Consider the following 22757-nt stretch of genomic DNA (forward strand, 5'->3'; position numbering starts at 1 on the left):
GGCCGTTGATCGGGGTCAGCACCTATCTGGAGTCCGGTGCGCGCTGGGGCGTGTGGGAGCTGGAGGCGGCTCTGCTGCCGGTCGGGTACCCGCGGCTGGTGCAGCGGGCCGGCGGCCTGGCCGCGATGCTGCCCCCGGACGACCCGCAGCAGGCCGCCGGGGCCGTGGCCCGGCTGGACGGGCTGGTCATCGCGGGCGGTCCCGACGTGGAGCCGGTGCGCTACGGCGCGGAGCGCGAACCCCGGACGGGGCCCCCGGCGCCGGAGCGGGACGCGTGGGAACTGGCCCTGATCGACGCCGCCCTGGCCGCGGGCGTGCCGCTGCTGGGGATCTGCCGGGGCATGCAGCTGCTGAACGTCGCGCTGGGCGGCACGCTGGTGCAGCACCTGGACGGGCACGCGGAGGTCGTCGGCGTGTTCGGCGGGCACCCCGTCAAGCCGGTGCCGGGCACGCTGTACGCGGGGATCGTGCCGGAGGAGACCTCGGTGCCGACCTACCACCACCAGGCCGTGGACCGCCTCGGCGAGGGCCTGGTGCCGTCGGCATACGCCGCGGACGGCACGGTGGAGGCACTGGAACTCCCCACCCCGGGCTGGGTGCTCGGGGTGCAGTGGCACCCGGAGATGGGCGACGACGTGCGAGTGATGCGGGCCTTGGTGGAGGCGGCGACGCCGCGGTGACCCACGGCGGCGATGCCGGCGTGCCCATGGCGACGCCGGGATGCCCCATGGCGAGCGTGCAGGCGGCGGGGCGCTCCGCGGCGGGCATGCGAGCTGCGGGCACCGGGCCTCGCGACGCCGGGGTGCCCCGCGGCGAGCGTGCGGGCGGCGAGCCTCACAACGCCCGGCGCCCGCACCCCGCGAGGCCCGCTAGTCCCGGGTCAGCGACAGCAAGTCCCGGGCCGGGCCGGCCGGGCGGTATCCCGGCGCCCGCCCGCCGCGAGGCCCGCTAGCCGCCGTGTCAGCCACAGCACATCCCGCGCCAGGACCGCCGGACGGTGTCCCGGCGCCCGCCCGCACCCCGCGAGGCCCGCTAGTCCCGGGTCAGCGACAGCAAGTCCCGGGCCGGGCCGGCCGGGCGGTATCCCGTTGGCCATACCGCGCGCAGGTCCCGCGCCAGGGCCACCCCGGCCACCGGCACCCGGACCAGCCGCCGCATCGCCAGTTCCTCCCCCACCGCCAGTTCGCTCAGCACCGCCGGTCCCGCCCCGCCGACCGCCGCGGCCTTCACCGCGGTCGTCGAGGACAACTCGATCAGCGGCCGGGCCAGTCCGCCCAGCGCCGCGTCCAGCACCTGGCGCGTCCCGGAGCCCTTCTCCCGCAGGATCAGCGGTGTCGAGGCCAGTTCCTCGGCCGCCACCGGCCGCCCGCGACGGCCCCAGGGGTGCCCGGGCGCGGTGACCACGATGAGCCGGTCATGGGCGATGACCACCGAGTCCAGCCCGGCCGGCACCGAAAGCCCCTCCACGAAGCCCAGGTCCGCCTCGCCCGACAGCAGCCGCTCCGCGACCACCGTGGAGTTGCCCGCGAGCAGGGACACCGCCGTGTCGGGCCGCTGCGCCCGCAGCGCGAGCAGCCAGCCCGGCAGCAGGTACTCCGCGATCGTCATGCTCGCCGCCACCCGCAGCCGCGAGTCCCGGCGGTCGCGCAGCGCCTGCGCCCCCGCGTCGAACGCCTCCGCCGCCTCCACGATCCGCCGCGCCCAGTCCGTCACCAGCGCACCGGCGTCCGTCAGCCGGGACCCGCGGGGCGAACGGTCGACCAGCGCCACGCCGAGCTGCCGCTCCATCGACCGGATCCGGCTGCTGGCCGCGGGCTGGGTGATGCCGAGCTCCCGCGCCGCCCCGCCGAGGCTGCCCACCCGCGCCACCGCCAGCAGCAGCTCCAGGGCACCGAGGTCCGGCACCCGGTGCGCCAGCGACCCGGCGACCGACGGACCGGCCTGCTCCTCCGTGTTGCTCATAAGGCCAGCTTATGTCGCCATAGAGGCGAACTCCCTGGTGGTGTGCCTGCCCCGGCCCGACCGTGGAGTCATGGTCACCGCAGCCCCGCCCCTCGCGCGCCCGCCGTCCGTCCGGCACCTCGGGCCCAACTGGTACGCCACCGTGATGGGCACGGCCGTCGTGGCCACCGCCGGAGCCGCCCTCCCGGCGCACATCGCCGGGCTGCGCGGCGTGCTCGCCGGCGTCTGGGTCCTCTCCCTGATCCTGCTCCTGGCACTGCTCGCCGCCCGCTCCGCGCACTGGGCCCGCCACCGCGACCAGGCCCGCGCCCACCTGCTGGACCCGGCGGCGGCGCCCTTCTACGGCTGCCTCGCCATGGCCCTGCTCGCCGTCGGCGGCGGCGCTCTCGCCGTCGGCCGGGACGTGATCGGCCTGCGGGCCGCGGTGGCGCTCGACGCCGTGCTGTTCACCCTCGGCACGGCCGTCGGGCTGGCCGCCGCCGTCGCCGTCCCGTACCTGATGGCCGTGCGCCACCGGGTCACGCCGGGGCAGGCCACGCCCGTGTGGCTGCTGCCGCTGGTCGCGCCCATGGTGTCGGCCGCCGTGGGGCCGCAGCTGGTGCCGCACTTGCCTCCCGGTCAGGCCCGTCGAACCCTCCTGCTGGTCTGCTTCGCGCTGTTCGGGCTCAGCCTGCTCGCGACCCTGCTGATGCTGCCGCTGGTCTTCGCCCGGCTGCTCACCGGCGGGCCGCTGCCCCTCGCCCTCACCCCGACGCTGTTCCTGGTGCTGGGCCCGCTCGGTCAGTCCACCACCGCCGTCGGCGCCTTCGCGGACGTCGCCCCCGGCGTCGTACCGGAGCCCTACAGCCAGGGCTTCGGCGCCCTCGCCGTGCTCTACGGCGTGCCCGTGATGGGGTTCGCGCTGCTGTGGTTCTGCCTGGCCGGCGCGCATGTGTGGCGGGCCCGGCGGCAGGGGATGCGGTTCGTGATGACCTGGTGGTCCTTCACCTTCCCGGTCGGCACCTGCGTCACGGGTGCCGGGGCGCTGGGCCGGCACACCGGGCTCGTGGCCTACACGGTGCCTGCGGTGCTGCTCTACGGGGTGCTGGTCGCCGCCTGGGGCGTGGCCGTCGCGGGCACCGTGCGCGGGCTGGTCAGGGGCGAGCTGCTCGCAGGGCCCGGCCCAGCACCCGCGGTGCCTCGGCCAGCGAGGGCCCGTACCACGTCAGGTGCCGTCCGCTGACGAGCGCGCACGGCAGGCCGGGGAAGGCCTCCGGGCCGTCGTCGGCCGTGAAGCGGTACGGCTCGTCCGGCAGGACCACCACGTCCGGCGCCGCCGCGCGCAGTTCCTCCAGCGGGACGCGCGGGTAGCGCTCGGGGTGCGCCGCGTGCACGTGGTCGACGCCGAGGCGGGCCAGGACGTCACCGGCGAAGGTGTCGCGGCCCAGGACCATCCACGGGCGGCGCCAGACCGGCACGACCGCCGTGCGCCGGACCTCCGGCGGCGGCAGGGCCGACCAGGTCTCCTCCGCCTCGTCGAGCCAGCGGGGCCGGGCCGTCACGCCACAGGCGGTCAGGACCCGGTCCAGTTCCCGGAAGGCCTGCGGCACGTCGCGGACCTCGGTCACCAGGACCTCCAGGCCCGCCGCGCGCAGGGCCGCGAGGTCGGCCTCGCGGTTCTCCTCCTCGTTGGCGATCACCAGGTCGGGCGCGAGGGAGACGATGCGGTCGGTCTTCGGGTTCTTGGTGCCGCCGACGCGCACCACGTCCAGGTCGGGCGGATGCGTGCACCAGTCGGTGGCCCCGGCCAGCACGCCGGGCGCGGACCGGGCCACGGCCTCGGTCAGCGAGGGGACGAGCGAGACGGCCCTCACCGGCGTGGCCGGTCCCGGACCGCCTCGATGTGCTCCGCCACGGCCACGACGATCACGCGGGTGTCCGACTCCGTGGCCCGCCAGCGGTGCCGTACGCCGCCGGTGAGATACAGCGTGTCGCCGCGGCCCAGCCGGTAGGCGCGGCCCTCCGCCTCGATCTCCACGGCGCCGTCGGCGACGTACATCAACTGGTCGTTGCGGTACTGGAATTCGCGGCCGGCGTCATGGTCGCCGATGAACTCCGAGGCGTGCATCTGGTGGTGTCCGCGCACCAGCGACCGGGTCCGCGGCTGGTGGGCCGGCGACTCGGTGCCGTCCGCGCGGACGACGTCCACGCTGCACGCCGGATCGGCCGCGGCGAGGAGTTCGACGGCGGTGGTGCGCAGGGCGTCGGCGACCTTCTCCAGGGAACTGGTGCTGGGCCGCGCCCGGTCGTTCTCGATCTGGCTCAGGAACGGGACCGACAGGCCGCTGCGCTCGGCCACGACGGCGAGGGTGAGCTCCAGCGCGCGGCGGCGCCGGCGCACGGCCGCGCCCACCCGCAGGGGCTGCTCTTTGTGGTCGCCCATCGCTCCGGCTCCCTCCTTCGCCCGTCGATCCGCGTCCCGTGCGCCGATGGCCCGGCGCACGGCTTCTGTTGAGTTGTCTGCACCCTACGCATGTTCGGCAAACCGTTTCATGCGCCCGTCACATCGACGTCGTCCGGGGCGGGGCGCGACCTCACAGATCGCGCCAGGAAACCGCCGCCCGCGAGGCCGGGGCGGGGATTCCTCCTGCGGGAGGAACAGGGAGGGAGAGGGGGTTCGGGGGGTGGTGTAGCGCTGTGTGGTTGTCCGGATCCTGATCGTGGATCCGGGGGTGCGGGGCGGGACGCGGGCGTGTCGCGCGTCCCACCCCGGAACCCTACTGCGGTGTCATCCGGTTCACCATGTCCGGGTGCCGCTCCAGCCACGCGGCAACGGCCTCTTCCTCGTGGCCCTGGCCGCGGTCCTTGATCTCGCTCTCCAGACTGCCGAGCTCGTCCTCGCTCATCCTGAAGTTCTTGATCCACTTCGTGAGCTGCGGGTACTGCTCGGGGAACTTCTCGTGGGAGATGGTGCGGATCGTGTTGCCGAAGGCCTTCTTCGGGTCCTTCAGCTTGGTCAGCTCGTAGTCGCTGTACGCCCAGTGCGGCGACCACAGGGTGACGGCGATCGGTTCCTTCTTGGCGTAGGCGCGCTTCAGCTCGGCCAGCATGGCCGGGGTGGAGCCGTCGACGACCTCGTACTCCTCGTCCAGGCCGTAGGCGGGCAGGACCTTGTTCTTCGCCAGGTCCATCTCGCCGGTGCCCGGCTCGATGCCGATGATCTTCCCCTTGAAGGTGCCGGACTTGCCCTTGAGGTCCGCCAGGGAGTCGACGCCCTTCACGTAGGACGGCACGGCGATCTCCAGGGAGGTCGGTTCGTACCAGGTGCCGAGGTCCTTGAGCCGGTCCTTGTTCTTGTCCCAGTAGTTCTTCTGGGCGTGGGGCAGCCAGGCGTCGAAGTTGAGGTCGAGGTCGCCCGAGGCCAGACCCGTGTAGACCGGGCCGACGTCCATCTGCTTGAGGTTCAGCCGGTAGCCGCGCCGCTCCAGGACGTTCTTCCACAGGTAGGTGACGGCGATGTCCTCGTCCCAGGGGAACCAGGCCACGTCCAGCGGCCGGGCGGCCTCGGCGGGCGCGGCGTTCTCCACCGGGGCCATCTTGTCGGCGTACCCGGGGTGCTGCTTCAGCCAGGCGCGGGCGGCGTCCTGCTGCTTGCCCTTGCCCGCCTTGTTGATCTCGGCTTCGAGGCTGGTGAGCTCCTTCTCGCTCATCTCGAAGTCCTTCAGCCATCCGGCGACCGTCGGGTCGTCGTCGGCGAAGCCCTTGCGGGACAGGGTGTGCACGCCGTCGCCCTCGCCCCAGGCGCCCTTCGGGTCCTTCAGCTTCCTGAGGTCGTAGTCGTTGTACGCCCAGTGCGGCGACCAGAGCGTGACGACGATCGGCTTCTTCTGGGCGTACGCGCGCTTGAGCTCGGCCAGCATCGCGGGCGTGGAGCTGTCGACGACCTCGTACTCCTTGTCGAGGCCGTACTCCTTGAGGACCTTGCTCTTCAGCAGGGCCATCTCGCCGGCGCTGGACTCGATGCCGGTGATCTTGCCGCCGAACTCGGAGGCCTTGCCCTTGAGGTCGGCCAGGGAGTCGATGCCCTTCATGTAGGAGGGCACGGAGAGCTCCAGGGACGTCTTGTCGTACCAGGCGCCGAGGTCGTCGAGCTGCTCGCCGTACTTCTTCCAGTACTGGGCGTGGGTCGTGGGCAGCCACGCGTCGGTCTGGAAGTCGACGTCGCCCTGGGCGAGGGAGGTGTACAGCGGGCCCGCGTCGAACTGCTTGGCCTCGACCTCGTAGCCGCGCTGCTCCAGGACCTCCTTCCACAGGAACGTGGAGGCGACGCCCTCGTCCCAGGGGATGTAGCCGATGCTGATCTTCTTGCCCTGTCCGACGTCCTTGCCGTTCGCCGCGGCCTGAGTGCCGGTGCCGCCGAGGACGCCCATGCCGCCCGCGGCGAGCGCGAGGACGACGACGCCGATCACGGCGACGGCCGGGCGCGGCCGGTACGACCAGATCTTCAGCCCCTGGGCGGCGCGCAGCCGGGCGGCGGCGCGGCGTCCGAGCGGGGAGACCTGGGTGCCGAGCGCGCTGGTCATGCGGTCCAGGTAGATGGCCAGGATCACGATGGCGACGCCGGCCTCGGAGCCCAGCCCGACGTTGAGCTGGCCGATGGCCTCGTTGACGTCGCCGCCGAGGCCGCCGGTGCCGACCATGCCGGCGATCGCGGCCATGGACAGGCCCAGCATGATGACCTGGTTGACGCCGGCCATGACGGTGGGCAGGGCGAGCGGGAGCTGGACGCGCAGCAGCGTGTTGCGGGGCGAGGTGCCGAACGCCTCGGCCGCCTCGACGAGTTCCTTGTCGACCTGCCGGATGCCCAGCTCGGTCATGCGCACGCCCGGGGCGAGCGCGAAGATCAGGGTGGCGACGATGCCCGCGGGGGCGCCGGTGCCGAAGAACAGGATCGCCGGGATGAGGTAGATCATCGCGGGCAGCGTCTGCATGAAGTCCAGCACGGGCCGGACCAGACCGCTGACGCGGTCCGAGCGGGCCGCCCAGATGCCCAGGGGCAGGGCGATCACCAGGGCGATGACCGTCGCCACCAGGACGAGCGCCAGGGTGATCATCGCGTTCTCCCACAGTCCGAGGGAGTCGATGAACGCGAATCCGGCGAAGGCGAGGAGGCCGGCGAGGGTGCCGCGCAGCCAGAAGGCGATGACGGCGAAGATGCCCGCGAGGAGCAGCGGTTCGGGGGCCTGGAGGACGGCGTTGATGCCGTCGTAGAGGCCGAGGAAGACGGTCTTGCAGAAGTCGAACAGCCACGCCATGTGGGTGGTGAGCCAGTCGACCGCGTCGTTGACCCAGGTGCCGAGCGGGATCCTAGGCACGGGCGGTCACCTTCTCTCCGCCCTTGTCGCGCGGGGAGTCGCAGGGCCGCGGGGCGGTGTCCTCCGCGTCGCCGAGGAAGCCGACCAGGCGCTGCCGGGGGACGACGCCGAGCTGCCGGTTGTCCGCGTCGACGACCGCGACGGGGTGGGTGAGCCGGGCGCTGATCGCGCACAGCTCGGTGAACGCGGTGTCCGGTGTGGCGGTCTCGCAGTGGCAGCCGGGGTCCTCGGCGGTGACCGAGGGGTCCATGAGCTCGCCGGCGGTCAGCACGCGGGAGCGGTCGACGTCCTGGGTGAAGGAGGCGACGTAGTCGTCGGCGGGCCGCAGCAGGATGTCCTGGGCGGTGCCGTTCTGGACGATGCGGCCGTCGCGCATGACGGCGATGCGGTCGCCCAGGCGCATGGCCTCGTTCAGGTCGTGCGTGATGAAGACGATCGTCTTCTTGAGCTTCTGCTGGAGTTCCAGCAGCTGGTCCTGCATGTCCCGGCGGATCAGCGGGTCCAGGGCGCTGAAGGACTCGTCCATCAGCAGCAGGTCGGCGTCCGTGGCCAGGGCCCGGGCGAGGCCGACGCGCTGCTGCATGCCGCCGGACAGCTCGTCGGGCCAGGACTTCTCCCAGCCGGCCAGGCCGCACAGGGCGAGCGCCTCGTCGGCGCGGCGTTCGCGCTCGGCGCGGGGCACGCCCTGCACTTCCAGACCGTAGGCGGCGTTCTCGCGGACGCTGCGGTGCGGGAAGAGCGCGAAGTGCTGGAACACCATGCTGATCTTCCTGGAGCGGACCTCGCGCAGCTCGCGCCCGCTCAGCGCGGTCAGGTCCTGGCCGTCGAAGCGCACGTGTCCCGCGGTCGGTTCGAGCAGGCCGTTCAGCATGCGCAGCAGGGTGGACTTGCCGGAGCCCGACAGCCCCATGACGACGAAGATCTGGCCCGGTTCGACGGTGAAGGAGGCGTCGATCACCGCGGCGGTCGTGCCCTCGGCGCGCAGGTCCTCCCGGCCGGCTCCCTCGCGCAGCCGCTCGACCGCCCGTTCCGGTCTCCTGCCGAACACTTTGTACAGGCTCTCCGCCTGAAGGGTCGCTGACACGTGCACCTCTGTTTCGTTGGCAACAGAACGGAGCGAGGGCCGGGCGCAAACAGTTGAAATGCGCAACCAGCCTCGCTCCGGGGCCGCGCCTCCCCCCGATCCCGTTTGGCAAACGGAAAGGTGGGACGGTTCACACAGGACGCGCAGGGCGCAACGCGTTGCGCAGCGGCGACCGGCTGTCGGTGGCGTGCGGCATGATGCGTGGCGTGACCGGACGACTGATGCTCCTCGACACCGCCTCCCTGTACTTCCGCGCCTACTTCGGCGTGCCCGAGTCGGTCAGGGCACCGGACGGCACACCGGTGAACGCCGTGCGCGGCCTGCTCGACTTCATCGACCGCCTGGTCAAGGACCATCGCCCGGACGCCCTGGTGGCCTGCATGGACGCGGACTGGCGGCCGCAGTGGCGGGTGGAGCTCATCCCCTCCTACAAGGCCCACCGCGTCGCCGAGGAGCACGCGGCCGGCCCGGACGAGGAGGAGGTGCCCGACACCCTGTCGCCGCAGGTGCCGGTGATCGAGGCCGTGCTGGACGCGGTGGGCATCGCCCGCGTGGGCGTCGCGGGGTACGAGGCGGACGACGTGATCGGCACGTTCACCGCGCGGGCCGAGGGCCCGGTCGACATCGTCACGGGCGACCGCGACCTGTACCAGCTGGTGGACGACGCGCGCGGGGTGCGCGTGCTCTACCCGCTGAAGGGCGTGGGCACCCTGCAGCTCACCGATGAGGCGGTGCTGCGTGCGAAGTATGGGGTCGACGGGAAGGGGTACGCGGATCTGGCCCTGCTGCGGGGCGACCCCAGCGACGGCCTGCCGGGAGTGCCGGGCGTCGGTGAGAAGACGGCCGCCAAGCTCCTCGCCGAGTACGGGGACCTGGCCGGGATCCTGGCGGCGGTCGAGGACCGGCGGTCGAAGCTGACGCCGACGCAGCGCAGGCGGCTGGACGAGGCACGCCCGTATCTCGCGGTCGCGCCGAAGGTGGTCCGGGTCGCGGACGACGTGCCGCTCCCGGAGGTCTCGACGGCGTTGCCGCGGGCCCCCCGTGACCCGGCGGCGCTGGAGGCGCTGGCGGCCCGCTGGGGACTGGGCGGGTCGCTGGAGCGTCTGTTGACGACGCTCGGGGCGTGACCTTCGTGCCGGAGAGGTGTGAAGCGGGGGCGGGGTGCTAACTTAGGTAACCCTAACTATGCGAGACAGGGAGGTCCTCATGGCAGAGCGACCCGGACGCCAGCCGCGCAAGCCGCACTCCGCTCAGGTCGTCCGCACCGAGCGGCTGACCCCGCACATGCAGCGTGTGGTGCTCGGCGGTGAGGGCCTCGCCGACTTCGCGGCGGACACGTGCACCGATCACTATGTGAAGCTGCTGTTCCCGCCCGAGGGCGTGACCTACCCGGAACCTTTCGACCTGCAGCGCGTCCGTGACGAGCTGCCGCGCGAACAGTGGCCGGTGACCCGGACGTACACGGTGCGGCAGTGGGACGCCGAGCACCGTGAGCTGACGCTGGACTTCGTGATCCACGGGGACGAGGGCCTGGCCGGCCCGTGGGCGGCGCGGGTCCAGCCGGGCGAGACGGTGCTGTTCATGGGACCGGGCGGGGCCTACGCGCCGGACCCGGAGGCCGACTGGCATCTGCTCGTCGGGGACGAGAGCGCGCTGCCCGCGATCGCCTGCGCCCTGGAGTCGCTGCCGCGCGGGGCCACGGCGTATGCCTTCGTGGAGATCTCCGGCCCCGAGGAGGAGCAGAAGATCGACTCCGATGTGGAGGTCGTCTGGCTGCACCGCGGTGCCCGGCCGCTCGGCGAGGCGCTGGTGGAGGCCGTGCGGAACCTGGACTTCCCGGCCGGACGGGTGCAGGCCTTCGTCCACGGCGAGGCGCACTTCGTGAAGGAACTGCGCCGGCTGCTGCGGGTCGAGCGCGGCATCCCGCGCGAGGACCTGTCGATCTCCGGCTACTGGCGGCTCGGCCACAACGAGGACGGCTGGCAGGCCTCCAAGCGGGAGTGGAACGCCCGCATCGAGGCGGAACAGGAGAAGGCCCCCGCCGCCTGAGCCCCTTTGGCGCACCGGCCATCGCGTGACGCCGCCGCACGGGCCGTCGCGTGGGGAACCTCGCCGCGCACGCCGCGTGACGTTCCGCCCCGAACGCCGCGTCCTTCCCCCGTGCCATACGGTTGCTCAGTCCCAGCGCACCCGTGCGTGCAGATGCACTCGCCATCGACGGCCCCCCAGCGATTTCGGCGGCCCGCCGGGCCTCGTACGCTGGGCCGCGATGAGACGCAAGACCCGCACCCCGCCCTCTCCCCTGCCGCAGCGCCACGGCGTGGACCCGGTGCGGGTGCGGCTGCCCGCCACGGGCTCGTGGGCCACCGTCCGCGAGCATCTGGTCGAGCGGCTGAGCGGGGCGGGCGCCGGAACCGTCGACGGCATGTTCGACGCGGGCCTGATCGTCGGGGCGGACGGCCGGCCCGTCGCGCCGGACGCCCCCTACGTGCCCGGGATGTTCGTGTGGTTCCACCGCGAACTGCCCGCCGAGGTGCCGGTGCCGTTCCCGCTGGAGGTCGTGTACCGGGACGAGCACATCGTCGTCGCGGACAAGCCCCACTTCCTCGCCACCACCCCGCGTGGCGGCCACGTCGCCGAGACCGCCCTGGCCCGGCTCCGCCGGGAACTGGACCTCCCGACGCTCAGCGCCGCACACCGGCTGGACCGGCTCACCGCGGGGCTCGTGCTGTTCACCGTGCGCCCCGAGGAACGCGGCGCGTACCAGACGCTGTTCCGCGACCGGCGGGTCCGCAAGGAGTACGAGGCCGTCGCCCCGTACGACCCCGCCCTGGCCCTGCACCGCACCGTGCGCAGCCGGATCGTCAAGGAGCGCGGCGTGCTGACCGCCCGGGAGGTGCCGGGCGAGCCCAACGCGGAGAGCCGCGTGGAACTCCTCGGGCACCGCCCGCGCGTGGAACTCCTCGGACACCGCCCGGCGGAAGCCGCCGCGGAGGGTACCGGCCCCCTGGGCCGGTACCGGCTGGTCCCCGCCACCGGGCAGACCCACCAGCTGCGGGTCCACATGACCGCGCTGGGCGTGCCGATCCTCGGCGACCCGCTCTACCCCGAGGTGACGGGACCCGTGCCGGCCGGTGACTTCCGGCGGCCGCTGCAACTGCTGGCCCGGGCGCTGGAGTTCACCGACCCGGTCACGGGCGGGGAGCACCGGTTCTGCAGCGGCCGGGTGCTCACCGCCTGGGCGTCGTACGACCGGTGGGCCGCCGGGGCGTACGACGGCCCGCGGGACGGTCAGTAACCGCGCCACCAGAGCAGGAAACGCTGCCAGGCGCCCTTCCGCCGTACCGGCTCCCCGGCCGCGGGCGGCGGGGGCACCGGAACGGGCTGCGGCTGCACGAGAACCGGCTCGGGCTGCGGTTGGGGCTGGGGCTGGGGCTGCGGCTGGGGTTGCGCGGCCGCCGGGGCGGCGGGCTTCGGATCCGACTGCGAGATGCTGATCTGCCAGTCGGAACGCTGCGTGGGCACCGCCTTGTGGTGCGGCGTCTCCGACACGTCCTGCGGCGGCTTGGGCGCGAACTGCACGGGCAGCTCCACCAGATGCCGCGAGGCGATGGACGCCGTCCAGCGCAACTCGTCCTGGTCGCAGTCGAGTTCGACGTCCGGCAGCCGCAGCAGCAGCGCGTCCACGCCGACGTCGGCGATGGAACGGCCGATGTCCTGACCCGGGCACTCGTGCGGCCCGCCGCCGAACGCCAGGTGGGACCGGTTGCCCTGCATGCTGGCCTTCAGGTCCGGCCGCACCCGGGGGTCCACGTTGGCCGGCAGCGGGGCGAACAGCAGTCCGTCACCGCGGCGGATGCGCTGCCCGCCCAGTTCCGTCTCCTGCTTGGCGAAGTACGCGAAGACCGTGCTGAACGGCGGCTCGTTCCACAGGGACTGCTCCACCGCCTCCGGCACCGTCATCTGGCCGCCATTGAGCTGGGCCCGGAAGCGGGGGTCGATCAGCACCGTCAGCAGCACGTTGGACAGCAGGTTCGTGGTGGCCTCGTAGGCGGCGAAGAGGACCAGCCGCAGGTGCTCCCTGACCTCGTCGTCGGTCAGCCGCGCCGGGTGCGTGATCAGGTAGCTGGCGAGGTCCTCCTCCGGCTGGGCGCGGCGCCGGGCGGTGAGCCGGCTCAGCGTCTCCATGACGTACGTGTGGCTGGCGATGGCGGTCTCGGTGCCCTTGAGCGCGTCGCGCGCGCACTCCACGAGCCGGTCGTTGTACTCGTCGGGCATGCCGAGGATCTCGCACATCACGGCCATCGGCAGGTGCTCGGTGAACTGGCCGACGAGATCGGCCTCGCCCCGCTCGCAGAAGCGGTTGACGATGACCTGGGTGCTGCGGTTGATGTAGCGCCGCAGACTGCGGAAGTCGATGGTCGAGATGGCGCCCATGACCGCTCCGCGCAGCCGCTTGTGCTCGTCGCCCTCGGCGTGCGAGGCGATGGGCTGCCAGGCGATGTGCGGCATCAGGGGGTGGTCGGGCTTGACCAGCCCCTCCCGCAGCGGGGTCCAGATGCGGCTGTCCCGGCAGAACTGCGAGGGCGAGCGCACCATGTGCAGGTTCTCGGTGTGGCCGAGGACGATCCAGATCGGTACGTCGTCGTGGAGCAGCACGGGCGCGACGGGGCCGTGTTCCTCCCGCAGCTTCTCGTACAGCGTTCCCAGGTCCTCCGACTCGTGCAGCCGGTGCAGCCCTCCGGGCCCGAGGCCGTGCGCGGGGCAGCCGGGGGGCGGATCGAGCCGGGGCCGGTCCGTACCGGTCGGGGCGTGGGATTCAGGCGTCACAGTGGTCGCTCCGAAACTTTCCAGGTGTCTGGGGGGGGAGGTGGGTCGGGGGGTGGGGCGGGATCAGGTGTGCGCGCCCTGCATGGCGAGCGAGTGCAGGAACCGCATCAGCGTCATCAGGACGTCCCGGCTGGAGGCGCGGCGGCGGGCGTCGCACTCCATGATCGGGATGTCCGGGGTGAGGTCGAGGGCCGTGCGCAGTTCCTCGATGTCGTAACGGGGCGCGTCGGGGAAGGTGTTGATGGCGACCACGAAGGGCACGCCGCGCTCCTCCAGGCGCCCCATGACGTCGAAGCTGACCTCCAGCCGGCGGGTGTCGACCAGGACCACCGCGCCGAGCGCGCCCTCGAACAGGCCGTTCCACAGGAACCAGAAGCGCTGCTGTCCGGGCGTGCCGAAGAGGTAGAGCACGAGCTGCTCGGTGATGCTGATGCGCCCGAAGTCCATGGCGACGGTGGTGGCCGTCTTGGACGCGGAGCCGAAGTTGTCGTCGACACCGATGCCGGCCTGCGTCATGGTCTCCTCGGTGGTCAGCGGTGTGATCTCGCTGACGGAGCCGACCATGGTCGTCTTGCCGACGCCGAAGCCACCCACGATCACGATCTTGGCCGCGGCCTGCGCCGTGTGGGGCAGCTGGTCCTCGGCCCGGGGGCCCGGGATGGTGTCAGAGCCGTTGAAGTCCATTCATCACCGCTTCGAGAAGGGACCGGTCGGAACGCGCCTTGCGGACGATGGGGGCGCGTGCCTGTACCAGTTCCGCCGTCAGCATCTCGGTGAGCAGCACGCCCATCGCGCTGAACGGCAGGTGGAGGTAGGCCGACAGCTCGGCCACGGACAGCGGGGCGGCGCAGAGCCGGAGCAGCGCCGCCTGCTCGGGGGAGGCGGAGGGCGGCGGGTCCGCGGCACGCGCCACGATTAACGTCACCAGGTCGAGCTCGGCGCGTTCGCCGTCCGGGCCGGCCACCACGTACATCCGCTCGGGATTCCTGACCTTGCCCTCGCCCTCCTGGGCGGGCTGCGGGGGCGGCTCGGGTGCGGGGCTGCGCCGCTGGCGTTGCGGAGGGGTCATACGATCTGCCCGTTTCGCCGGGGCGGACTGGTCAGGTGGCCGCCGATCCGGACGACGAGGTCGCGCATCATCGCGCTCATCCGGCCCGGTTCGCACCGCACGTCGGAGAGGACCGCGAGGAAGGCGTTGGCGCCGGCGTTCATCAGGTAGAAGTAGCCGCGGTCGATCTCGATCATGACGAGCTTCATCTCCCCGTCGCCGACGCTGAGTTCCTGGCAGACGCTGCCGGCCAGGGACTGCAGGCCGGCGCAGGCCGCGGCGACCCGGTCGGCCGCGTCGGGCTCGCCGCCGTAGCGGGCGATGCGCAGGCCGTCGGCCGAGAGCACCACGATCATCTCGATGCCCGGCACGCCGTCGGCGAGTTGCTTGAGCATCCAGTCGAAGTTGCCTCGCTGCTGGATCACTTGAGGTCCCCCTCGTCATCGGCCTCGGTCGGGGCCGGGTCATTGAGCAGGTGCAGGTACTTGGTGGGGTTGCGGATGAAGTCGGTCGGGTGGGTGCCGGGCTCGATGCCCTGCTTGAGCCCCTCCCAGAAGGCCTCCAGACCCTTGCCGGGGGCGTCGGGAGCGCTCATGTCCCGCAGGGGCGGCACCTCGGGCTCCTTGGCCGCGGCCCAGGGGTTGTACTCGCCCCGTTCCTCGGCCTCCCGGTCCTCCTTCTCGTAGGCGGCCTGCTGGGCGAGTCGCTCGGCGAGCGGCATCTTCACCCGGCTGCGGCGCTGCGGCAGGCCGTTGGCCGTCCACTCGGTGACCTCGGGGACGTCGTCGTCCTCCAGCGAGACCGTGGCCGGGATCTTCGGCATGGTGGGGCGGCGCCTCTTCGGGGCGCGCTTCGGCCCCTCGGGGATGCCGACCGTCATGGGGATGCCGGTGGCGCCGATGCCGTGGGCGAGTCCCACACCGGGCGCGTGGGTGATCATCTCGCTCGGCACGATGAGGATGGCCCGGACCCCGCCGTAGGCGGAGGCGCGCAGCGAGACCTCCATGTTGTACGCCGTGCACAGCCGGCCGACGACGGCCAGGCCCAGGCGCGGGTGCTCGCCGATGTCCTGGAGGTCGACGCCCGCCTTGGCGGCCTCCAGCATGCCCTCGATCCGGGTCCGGGCCTCCTCGTTGAGGTTGACGCCGCCGTCCTCGATCTCGATGCAGACGCCGGTCTGCACCTCGGTGGCGGTGACGTGGACCTTGGTCTGGGGCGGCGAGTAGCGCGTGGCGTTGTCGAGGAGCTCGGCGGCGGCGTGGATGACCGGCTCGACGTAGATGCCCTTGACGCTGACCTTGGCGATGGAGGCCAGCTGGATGCGCCGGTACTCCAGGATGCGGGACATGGCGCCGCGCAGCGTGCTGTAGAGCGAGACCGGCTCGGGCCACTGGCGACCGGGGCGGCCGCCGCCGAGGACGGAGACGGAGTCGGCGAGGCGGCCGATCAGCGCGTTGCCGTGGTCGATGCGCAGCAGGTCGTCGAAGACCTCGGGGTTGCGGCCGTGGTCCTCCTCCATCTCCCTGAGTTCCTGGGCCTGCTGGTGGATGATCGCCTGCACACGGCGGGCGACACTGACGAAGGACCGCGCCGCGGCGTCCCGCATGACCACTTCGTGGTCGACGATCTTCAGGGCCGTCAGGAGCGTCTCGTGCAGCGGCGCGGGCAGGTCGCGGTACTCGGGGTGCGCGAGGCCCAGCTTGCGAATCGCCTCTCTGGGGGATTCTCCGGTGTGCAGCAGGTTGAGCGCGGCGGGGAAGATCTCCCGGGAGAACCGGAGGAACTCCCTTTCGTGGGCGGCGATCCGCTGTTCCAGAGACGCGCTGTGCCGGGCGTGCTCACCCTGCTGCCTGCGCAGCGCACGGCCGCGGCGCACCGCCACCACCGTCATGGCGATGACCAGCACGGTGGCGATGCCACCCACCCAGCCGACGGCGGGCCGGGCCGGCGCCGACACCAGGGCGACGGCGGCTCCGGTCGCCGCGGCCATCGCTATGGCGGGCAGCAACAGCAGGCGGGCGTAGGGACGTTCACCGCGGACAGGGGGGGATTGAACACTCACCATGTAGGCCTTCTGACAGAAGTCGGCTGGGGTTCAGGGGAACGTGCAGAGGGGTAGGTCATGAGACTGTCGGACTTTCCACACATGGGGGAACAAGCGCACGAATTCACCTCAAGCCGGTGCGCTGCGGGCGAGCTTAGTCCGACCGGATCATCGCCGTGTCATACTTAGCAAGCGCCTGAAAGCGGACACGGAGGGATAGTAGGCTCGCTCGTTTACACGCTGCGACACCATTCGAATGCGCACCGTAGCCACGAACAGACATACGAAAGCCCACTCACCGTGACGGGTGAATGGACTTCAGTACGAGGCGGGTGCGGTCACCCCACCGACGAGTAGGCGACGACGCCCCGCAGCAACAGATCGACGGCCTTGCGCGCGTTCTTCACGACGGAGGACCCCTGCGGCGCCGCCGCCGCGATCTGCCCCAGCACGTCGATGACCTGCTTGCACCACCGCACGAAGTCCCCCGCGGGCATCTCCGCCTCGCGCAGCACCTCGTCGAGCCCCTTCCCGGAGGCCCACATGTAGGCGGGCCAGGCGAAGCCGAGATCGGGCTCGCGCTGCCCGACCCCTTCGGTCTGGGTGATCCGGAACTCCTCCTCCAGCGCGTCCAGCCGGCCCCAGATCCGCACCATCTCGCCCAGCGCGGCCTTGGCCTTGCCCGTCGGCAGCTTCGGCGCCATCGCGTCGTCCCCGACACGCGCCTCGTACACCAACGCGGAGACGCATCCGGCCAGTTCGGCCGGGCCGAGCCCCTCCCAGACGCCCTCGCGCAGGCACTCGCTCGCGAGCAGGTCCAGCTCGCCGTACAGCCGCGCGAGCCGCTTGCCGTGCTCGGTGACCTCGTCGGCGCGCAGGTAGTCCAGCTCGGTCAGCAGCGCGACGATACGGTCGAACGTCCGGGCGATGGTGTTCGTGCGGCCCTCGATCCGCCGCTCCAGCTGCGAGGTGTCCCGCAGCAGCCGGTGGTACCGCTCGGCCCAGCGGGCGTGGTCCTCCCGGTCGCTGCACCCGTGGCACGGATGCGCGCGCAGCTCGGTCCGCAGCCGGGCGATCTCGCGGTCGTCCGCCGCCTGGGAGCGCCGCTTGCGGTGCCGGTCGGCGGGGATGTGCCCGGCCTTGGTGCGCAGCGCCGACGCCAGATCCCGGCGGGACTGCGGGGAGCGGGGGTTGAAGGACTTCGGGATCCGCATCCGCTCCAACGGCTCGACGGGGACCGGGAAGTCGATGGAGGCCAGCCGCTTCACCTGCCGCTCGGCGGTCAGCACCAGCGGACGCGGCCCGTCGTGGTGGTCGAAGCCGCGGTGGCCGTTCGAACGGCCCGCGGGCAGGCCCGGGTCCAGCACCAGCGCCAGGCCGGCGTACTTGCCGGTGGGCACGTGGATGACGTCACCCGGCTTGAGCTTCTCCAGCGCGACGGCGGCCTCCGCGCGCCGCTGTGCCGCGCCCTGCCGGGCCAGTTCGTTCTCCCGGTCCTTCAGCTCGCGGCGCAGCCGCGCGTACTCCTCGAAGTCGCCGAGGTGGCAGGTCATGGAGGCCTTGTAGCCCTCCAGACCCTCCTCGTTGCGCTGCACCTGCCGCGAGATCCCGACGACCGACTTGTCCGCCTGGAACTGCGCGAAGGACGTCTCCAGCAGCTCGCGCGAGCGGTGCCGGCCGAACTGCTCGACCAGGTTGACCGCCATGTTGTACGACGGCCTGAAGCTGGAGCGCAGCGGGTACGTGCGCGTGCCCGCGAGACCGGCCAGGTGCTCGGGGTTCATCCCGCGCTGCCACAGCACCACCGCGTGGCCCTCGACATCGATGCCGCGCCGCCCGGCCCGGCCCGTCAGCTGGGTGAACTCGCCCGGGGTGATGTCCGCGTGCTGCTCGCCGTTCCACTTGACGAGCTTCTCCAGGACCACCGAGCGGGCGGGCATGTTGATGCCGAGGGCGAGGGTCTCGGTCGCGAACACGGCCTTGACCAGGCCGCGGACGAACAGCTCCTCGACGACCTCCTTGAAGGTCGGCAGCATGCCCGCGTGGTGGGCGGCGATGCCGCGCTCCAGACCCTCCAGCCACTCGTAGTAGCCCAGGACGTGCAGGTCCTCGCGCGGGATGGACGCCGTGCGCTCCTCCACGAGGGAGCGGACCCGCTGCCGCGCCTCCTCGTCGTTGAGCCGCAGGCCCGCGTACAGGCACTGCTGGACGGCGGCCTCGCAGGCGGCGCGGCTGAAGATGAAGGTGATGGCGGGCAGCAGCCCCTCGGCGTCGAGCCGCTCGATGACCTCGGGCCGGCTGGGCGTCCACACCCGGGACCGCTGCCTGCGCTCACGCTCGCGGTCGGCCTCGCGCAGCCGGCCGCGCCGGCGGTCCTGGTACGACGGCCGGCTCGCCTCCATGCGCGCCATGCGCGTCAGGTCGGGGTTGACGGCCTTCTTGTGGCCCTCGCCCTCCTCGAAGAGGTCGTACATCCGCCGGCCGGCCAGCACGTGCTGGAACAGCGGCACCGGCCGGTGCTCGGAGACGATCACCTCGGTGTCGCCGCGGACCGTGTCGAGCCAGTCGCCGAACTCCTCGGCGTTCGACACGGTCGCCGAGAGCGAGACCAGCGTGACCGACTCGGGCAGGTGGATGATCACCTCTTCCCAGACGGCGCCCCGGAACCGGTCGGAGAGGTAGTGCACCTCGTCCATGACCACGTAGCCGAGGCCCAGGAGGGTCTGGGAACCGGCGTACAGCATGTTCCGCAGCACCTCGGTGGTCATCACGACCACCGGGGCGTCGGAGTTGACGCTGTTGTCGCCGGTGAGCAGGCCCACCTTGTCCGTGCCGTAGCGGCGGCACAGGTCGGCGTACTTCTGGTTCGACAGCGCCTTGATGGGTGTCGTGTAGAAGCACTTCTTGCCCTGCTGGAGGGCGAGGTGGACGGCGAACTCGCCGACGATCGTCTTGCCGGAGCCGGTGGGCGCGGCCACCAGCACGCCCTTCCCCGCTTCGAGCGCCTGGCAGGCCTCGATCTGGAAGGGGTCGAGGCCGAAGTCGTACATCTCGCGGAAGGAGGCGAGCGCGGTGGCCTGCTCGGCAGCGCGCTTGCGGGCTGCCGCGTACCGCTCGGCCGGTGAGAGGTCCTCTGTCATCGTGCTTTCGAGCGTACCGGGCCGCACTGACAACAGGACGATCATTATCCGGATCCGCTCCCGGCAAACCCGGGATCGGCGCAGCTCAGGGGCGGCGGACCTCAGGGGCCGACGACCCGCACGCCCCCGCGCACGCAGCGCGCCGTCAGCGGCAGCGGGCCGAGCGGCTCCCCGTCGGCGTAGCCGGTGACGTCCTCGGCGGCGATCTCGACCCGGGCCGCGCGCACCACGGTCACCTTCGGGTGGTCGACGTGCGTGCCCCGGTACACCCTCGGGAACACCCGCAGCAGCGTCGCACGGCTGCAGTCGCCGACCACGGTGATGTCGAACAGCCCGTCGGTCAGGTCGGCGCCGGGGCAGATCCGCATGCCGCCGCCGTAGGAGGAGCCGTTGCCGACGGCCACGAGGGTGGCCTCGATCTCGCGCACCTCGCCGTCGTCGAGCCGGATGCGGTACGGAAGGGGCCGGAACGCGGCCAGTTCGGCGATCATCGCCAGGTCGTACTTCAGCCGTCCGGCGGGGCGGCGCATACGGTTGCCCCGGTCGTTGACGCGGGAGTCGAAGCCGGAGGCGAGGACCGTGCCGAACCAGCGGTCGCCGACCCGGCCGAGGTCGACGTCCCGGATGCGGTCGCACCTGAGGGCGTCGGCGATCATGCGGCCCGCCGCGTCCGGCCGGCGCACGGGCAGGCCGAGGGCGCGGGCGAAGTCGTTGCCGGTGCCGGCCGCGACCAGGCCGAGCGGGGTGCGTGTGCCCGCGACCGCCCGCAGCGCGAGGCCGGCCATGCCGTCGCCGCCGACGGCGATCAGCGCCCCGGTGCCGCCCTCGACGGCGGCACGGGCGCGGACGAGGGCGTCGTCGGCGTCCTCCCCCACGACGGTACGCACCGAGAAGCCGGCCGCCCGCAACGCGGAAGCGGCCGGCTGCGCCGCGCGGGCGCCCCGGCCGCGGCCCGCGGTGGGGTTGACGAAGAGGGTGATCTCGCTGGTCACGAGAGTGACCTTACGAGCTGCCCGGTGATCCTCAGGTCACGTCGTCATAACCGTTGACCCGCTCCGTCCGGTCGGCGCTCGCCTGCTCGGGCAGGGCGGCCCGGCTGGTGGTCACGGGCTCGATCTCGCCGATGTCCTCGGGGGTGAGGTCCAGTTCGGAGGCCTCGTCGTCAGCCGGGCCGAGGGCCTCGCGGCGGCTGCGGCGGTGGTCGTTCACCAGGGAGAAGGCGACTGCGGCGAAGTACAGGATCCAGATCGGCGCCGCGAGCGCCAGCATGGTCAGCGGGTCGGTGCTGGGCGTGGCGATGGCGGCGAAGACCGTGATGCCCATGATCATGCCGCGCCACCAGCCGAGCATCCGCTTGCCGGTGATCACGCCGGTGAGGTTGAGCATGACCAGCAGCAGCGGCAGCTCGAAGGAGAGGCCGAAGACGAGCACCATCCGCATGACCAGGTCGAGCAGGTCGTCCAGCGGGAGGAGGTTGGACGTGCCGCCCGGCGTGAACTCGAGCAGCACCTTCGCGGTGGTGGGCAGGACCGTGTACGCGAAGTAGGCGCCGACGAGGAACAGCGGGGCGCCCGTGGCGACGAAGGCGTAGGCGTACTTCTTCTCGTGGCGGTGCAGTCCGGGGGCGACGAAGGCCCACAGCTGGTAGAGCCAGACCGGCGAGGCCAGCACGACACCGGCCATCAGGGACACCTTCAGGGCCAGCGTGAACGGCGTCAGCAGGCCGTTGATGGTGATCTGGGCACAGGGTTCGGTGCCCACCTGCGACTTGGCCAGTTCCGCGAAGGTCTTGTCACAGCCGACCGAATCGAGGATCGGCTCGGTGATCAAGTTGATGATGTCGTTGTAGAAGAAGGCGGCGAAGACCGTGACGACGACGATCGCCAGAATCGCCTTGGCGAGCCGGTTGCGGAGCTCGCGAAGGTGCTCCGCGAGGGGCATCCGCCCCTCGGGGTCCCTCTCCTTCTTGCGGGCAGACTTCAGCAACCCACGTTCCCATCTCGTGCGGCGGGCCGGAGGTCACCGGCCCTGCGTCAGCGCTTGGTCGTGTCCGTCGGCTCGTTGACCGGGCGCGAGCTGGTCACGTCACCGGGAGCGGCCTGGATGGTGCGCTGCGCGGGCTCGTCGCCGTTGGGCGGGCCGGCCGGGGTCGTGGACGACTTGTTCTCGTCCTTCATCGCCTTGGCCTCGCTCTTGAGGATGCGGGCCGACTTGCCCAGCGACCGAGCCATGTCCGGAAGCTTCTTCGCGCCGAACAGCAGGATGATGACGACGAGGATGAGAATGATCTCGGGGGCTCCGAGCCTTCCGAACATAAGTCTTTACCTTCTCACCGAGGCGGCTGTGTGGGGTGCTGTCCGACCAGCCGGACAAACGTCCGAACGATCGTCACGACAGCGATCGTAACGCCCGGGGGTGAACGTGAGGCAATCCCTCTGCAACCCCTGTGCGTACTCCCGTCCGCGACCAGTGCCTCGTTAACCGGGTCGCGACCAGCAGCGTACCTGCCCGAACCGTCGAGGTGACAGGGCGAAGTGGCCCAAAACGCGGCTCAAGGGCGCCTGTCCGACGACTCACAAGGCGTCCACCGCCCGGGCGGCGCTCTCCGTGGCCCGCTCCAGGTCCTCGGCGGCGCGGCTGATCCGGCGCGCCGAGTCCGTGACCTGCCTGCCCAGACGCTGTGCCTCCACGAACACCCGCACGGCGAGCACCCCCAGCACGGCGAGACCCAGGAAACCCACAGCGATCGCGAACATCGGCCAGAACATGACGCCGAGCCTAGACCGTGCCGCGGGGCCGGACGCCGCGACCCTCTAGACGGTGGAGTGGAGCCGCAGCGTCCGCACACCGCCGCCGGTGAGCAGCTCCACGATCCGCTCCCCCGCCGGCTTGCGGACGGCCGCCCCGCACTCCGGGCAGGTGAAGGAGTAGAAGGTCGTCCGGCTCGTGGCGCCGATGGCCAGGCGCAGGGCGCTCGCGGTGAGCTCGAAGCGCTCCCGGCAGTCGGGGCAGCCCGCCCGGAACACCACCGGGGAGACGCTTCTCATCCCGGCGAACGCGGACTCCACCGTCATGCCCGGCACACCGGACGTCGCCGACTCGGTCACAGCCCTCGCTCCTCTTTCTCGGGTCGTTCGCCTGCGCCGCCCGACCGGGCGGCCTCGCCCGGCTGCCCGCGCGGTGGACGGCTCGGCTCACTCGCGCCGGCCGCCCGGCCCGTCCGGAACCGCCTGCGCCGCCGGAACGGCCCGCGCCGCGGGCGGCCCGGCCGGCTCGGGGACGTCGACGGCCCCCA

The 22757-nt window shown here is 72.2% G+C and carries 21 protein-coding genes; 5 read left to right on the top strand and 16 right to left on the bottom strand.

The annotated features are described in order from the left end of the window. Window positions 1–5 precede the first annotated feature (5 nt). Window positions 6–680, top strand: a complete 675-nt coding sequence (locus CHR28_RS31995; protein ID WP_179272626.1) for a gamma-glutamyl-gamma-aminobutyrate hydrolase family protein — start codon at window positions 6–8, stop codon at window positions 678–680. Between the two features lie 352 nt (window positions 681–1032). On the opposite strand, the gene CHR28_RS32000 is transcribed toward CHR28_RS31995, so the two are convergent. Further along, on the bottom strand, window positions 1033–1962 hold the full coding sequence (locus CHR28_RS32000) for a LysR family transcriptional regulator (protein ID WP_094057214.1): 930 nt from the start codon (window positions 1960–1962) through the stop codon (window positions 1033–1035). Window positions 1963–2032: 70 nt separating this feature from the next. Here CHR28_RS32000 and CHR28_RS32005 point away from each other — a divergent pair, with 70 nt between their 5' ends. Continuing rightward, complete coding sequence (locus CHR28_RS32005; RefSeq protein WP_094057215.1) at window positions 2033–3184, top strand: TDT family transporter; 1152 nt, start codon at window positions 2033–2035, stop codon at window positions 3182–3184. On the opposite strand, the gene CHR28_RS32010 is transcribed toward CHR28_RS32005, so the two are convergent. From CHR28_RS32010 to CHR28_RS32025, 4 genes are all read right to left on the bottom strand, one after another. Then, window positions 3096–3815, bottom strand: coding sequence for a helical backbone metal receptor (locus tag CHR28_RS32010; RefSeq protein WP_094057216.1), 720 nt, complete (start codon window positions 3813–3815; stop codon window positions 3096–3098). The two genes, CHR28_RS32005 and CHR28_RS32010, sit on opposite strands and share 89 nt — an antisense overlap. Then, window positions 3812–4384, bottom strand: a complete 573-nt coding sequence (locus tag CHR28_RS32015; protein WP_094057217.1) for a helix-turn-helix domain-containing protein — start codon at window positions 4382–4384, stop codon at window positions 3812–3814. Before CHR28_RS32015 ends, CHR28_RS32010 begins: the two co-directional genes overlap by 4 nt. Window positions 4385–4718: 334 nt before the next feature. After that, the gene (locus CHR28_RS32020) at window positions 4719–7316 is read right to left on the bottom strand and encodes an ABC transporter permease/substrate binding protein (RefSeq protein WP_094057218.1); all 2598 of its coding nucleotides are present in this window, start codon (window positions 7314–7316) and stop codon (window positions 4719–4721) included. Beyond that, window positions 7309–8400 carry a quaternary amine ABC transporter ATP-binding protein gene (locus CHR28_RS32025; protein WP_094057236.1) on the bottom strand — a complete coding sequence of 364 codons (1092 nt, stop codon included), beginning with the start codon at window positions 8398–8400 and terminating at the stop codon, window positions 7309–7311. The genes CHR28_RS32020 and CHR28_RS32025 overlap by 8 nt, the downstream gene beginning before the upstream one ends. 197 nt (window positions 8401–8597) lie before the next feature. Between CHR28_RS32025 and CHR28_RS32030 the strand changes: the two genes are divergently transcribed. From CHR28_RS32030 to CHR28_RS32040, 3 genes are all read left to right on the top strand, one after another. Continuing rightward, the gene (locus CHR28_RS32030) at window positions 8598–9527 is read left to right on the top strand and encodes a 5'-3' exonuclease (RefSeq protein WP_256984525.1); all 930 of its coding nucleotides are present in this window, start codon (window positions 8598–8600) and stop codon (window positions 9525–9527) included. A 79-nt stretch (window positions 9528–9606) separates the two neighbouring features. Then, the gene (locus tag CHR28_RS32035) at window positions 9607–10449 is read left to right on the top strand and encodes a siderophore-interacting protein (protein ID WP_094057219.1); all 843 of its coding nucleotides are present in this window, start codon (window positions 9607–9609) and stop codon (window positions 10447–10449) included. Between the two features lie 220 nt (window positions 10450–10669). Next, window positions 10670–11698, top strand: coding sequence for an RluA family pseudouridine synthase (locus CHR28_RS32040; protein WP_094057220.1), 1029 nt, complete (start codon window positions 10670–10672; stop codon window positions 11696–11698). Here the strand turns inward: CHR28_RS32040 and CHR28_RS32045 are convergent. From CHR28_RS32045 to CHR28_RS32095, 11 genes are all read right to left on the bottom strand, one after another. Next, entirely contained in the window at window positions 11692–13230 is a 1539-nt protein-coding gene (locus CHR28_RS32045) for a cytochrome P450 (RefSeq protein ID WP_094057221.1), read from the bottom strand. The genes CHR28_RS32040 and CHR28_RS32045 overlap by 7 nt on opposite strands. Window positions 13231–13293: 63 nt before the next feature. Then, window positions 13294–13914, bottom strand: coding sequence for a GTP-binding protein (locus CHR28_RS32050; protein WP_094057222.1), 621 nt, complete (start codon window positions 13912–13914; stop codon window positions 13294–13296). Then, a complete protein-coding gene (locus CHR28_RS32055) occupies window positions 13895–14299 on the bottom strand; it encodes a DUF742 domain-containing protein (protein WP_094057223.1) in 405 nt (134 codons plus the stop codon). The genes CHR28_RS32050 and CHR28_RS32055 overlap by 20 nt, the downstream gene beginning before the upstream one ends. Then, the gene (locus CHR28_RS32060; protein WP_094057224.1) at window positions 14296–14703 is read right to left on the bottom strand and encodes a roadblock/LC7 domain-containing protein; all 408 of its coding nucleotides are present in this window, start codon (window positions 14701–14703) and stop codon (window positions 14296–14298) included. Before CHR28_RS32060 ends, CHR28_RS32055 begins: the two co-directional genes overlap by 4 nt. After that, complete coding sequence (locus CHR28_RS32065; protein WP_094057225.1) at window positions 14700–16343, bottom strand: sensor histidine kinase; 1644 nt, start codon at window positions 16341–16343, stop codon at window positions 14700–14702. The genes CHR28_RS32060 and CHR28_RS32065 overlap by 4 nt, the downstream gene beginning before the upstream one ends. 317 nt (window positions 16344–16660) lie before the next feature. Then, window positions 16661–19507: a DEAD/DEAH box helicase gene (locus CHR28_RS32070; protein WP_094057226.1), complete on the bottom strand. Its 2847-nt coding sequence runs from the start codon at window positions 19505–19507 to the stop codon at window positions 16661–16663. Between the two features lie 56 nt (window positions 19508–19563). Beyond that, window positions 19564–20454 carry a diacylglycerol kinase gene (locus CHR28_RS32075; protein ID WP_094057227.1) on the bottom strand — a complete coding sequence of 297 codons (891 nt, stop codon included), beginning with the start codon at window positions 20452–20454 and terminating at the stop codon, window positions 19564–19566. A 31-nt stretch (window positions 20455–20485) separates the two neighbouring features. Further along, window positions 20486–21448, bottom strand: a complete 963-nt coding sequence (gene tatC / locus CHR28_RS32080; protein WP_094057228.1) for a twin-arginine translocase subunit TatC — start codon at window positions 21446–21448, stop codon at window positions 20486–20488. 47 nt (window positions 21449–21495) lie between these two features. Continuing rightward, window positions 21496–21777 (bottom strand): Sec-independent protein translocase subunit TatA, encoded by a 282-nt coding sequence (tatA, locus tag CHR28_RS32085; RefSeq protein ID WP_094057229.1) that lies wholly within the window; start codon window positions 21775–21777, stop codon window positions 21496–21498. A gap of 258 nt (window positions 21778–22035) precedes the next feature. Beyond that, the gene (locus CHR28_RS32090) at window positions 22036–22230 is read right to left on the bottom strand and encodes a hypothetical protein (protein ID WP_094057230.1); all 195 of its coding nucleotides are present in this window, start codon (window positions 22228–22230) and stop codon (window positions 22036–22038) included. A gap of 45 nt (window positions 22231–22275) precedes the next feature. Next, complete coding sequence (locus CHR28_RS32095) at window positions 22276–22569, bottom strand: hypothetical protein (RefSeq protein WP_179272625.1); 294 nt, start codon at window positions 22567–22569, stop codon at window positions 22276–22278. Window positions 22570–22757: the final 188 nt, after the last annotated feature.

The organism is Streptomyces sp. XY006 (assembly GCF_002237655.1).
Taxonomy (GTDB): Bacteria; Actinomycetota; Actinomycetes; order Streptomycetales; family Streptomycetaceae; genus Streptomyces; species Streptomyces levis.

Bases quoted from the DNA above. Each gene is read 5' to 3' on its own strand.
- CHR28_RS32000 (WP_094057214.1), bottom strand. From the start codon at position 1,962: ATGAGCAACACGGAGGAGCAGGCCGGTCCGTCGGTCGCCGGGTCGCTG.
- CHR28_RS32005 (WP_094057215.1), top strand. From the start codon at position 2,033: ATGGTCACCGCAGCCCCGCCCCTCGCGCGCCCGCCGTCCGTCCGGCAC.
- CHR28_RS32015 (WP_094057217.1), bottom strand. From the start codon at position 4,384: ATGGGCGACCACAAAGAGCAGCCCCTGCGGGTGGGCGCGGCCGTGCGC.
- CHR28_RS32030 (WP_256984525.1), top strand. From the start codon at position 8,598: ATGCGTGGCGTGACCGGACGACTGATGCTCCTCGACACCGCCTCCCTG.
- CHR28_RS32035 (WP_094057219.1), top strand. From the start codon at position 9,607: ATGGCAGAGCGACCCGGACGCCAGCCGCGCAAGCCGCACTCCGCTCAG.
- CHR28_RS32040 (WP_094057220.1), top strand. From the start codon at position 10,670: ATGAGACGCAAGACCCGCACCCCGCCCTCTCCCCTGCCGCAGCGCCAC.
- CHR28_RS32050 (WP_094057222.1), bottom strand. From the start codon at position 13,914: ATGGACTTCAACGGCTCTGACACCATCCCGGGCCCCCGGGCCGAGGAC.
- CHR28_RS32055 (WP_094057223.1), bottom strand. From the start codon at position 14,299: ATGACCCCTCCGCAACGCCAGCGGCGCAGCCCCGCACCCGAGCCGCCC.
- CHR28_RS32065 (WP_094057225.1), bottom strand. From the start codon at position 16,343: ATGGTGAGTGTTCAATCCCCCCCTGTCCGCGGTGAACGTCCCTACGCC.
- CHR28_RS32070 (WP_094057226.1), bottom strand. From the start codon at position 19,507: ATGATCGTCCTGTTGTCAGTGCGGCCCGGTACGCTCGAAAGCACGATG.
- tatA (WP_094057229.1), bottom strand. From the start codon at position 21,777: ATGTTCGGAAGGCTCGGAGCCCCCGAGATCATTCTCATCCTCGTCGTC.
- CHR28_RS32090 (WP_094057230.1), bottom strand. From the start codon at position 22,230: ATGTTCTGGCCGATGTTCGCGATCGCTGTGGGTTTCCTGGGTCTCGCC.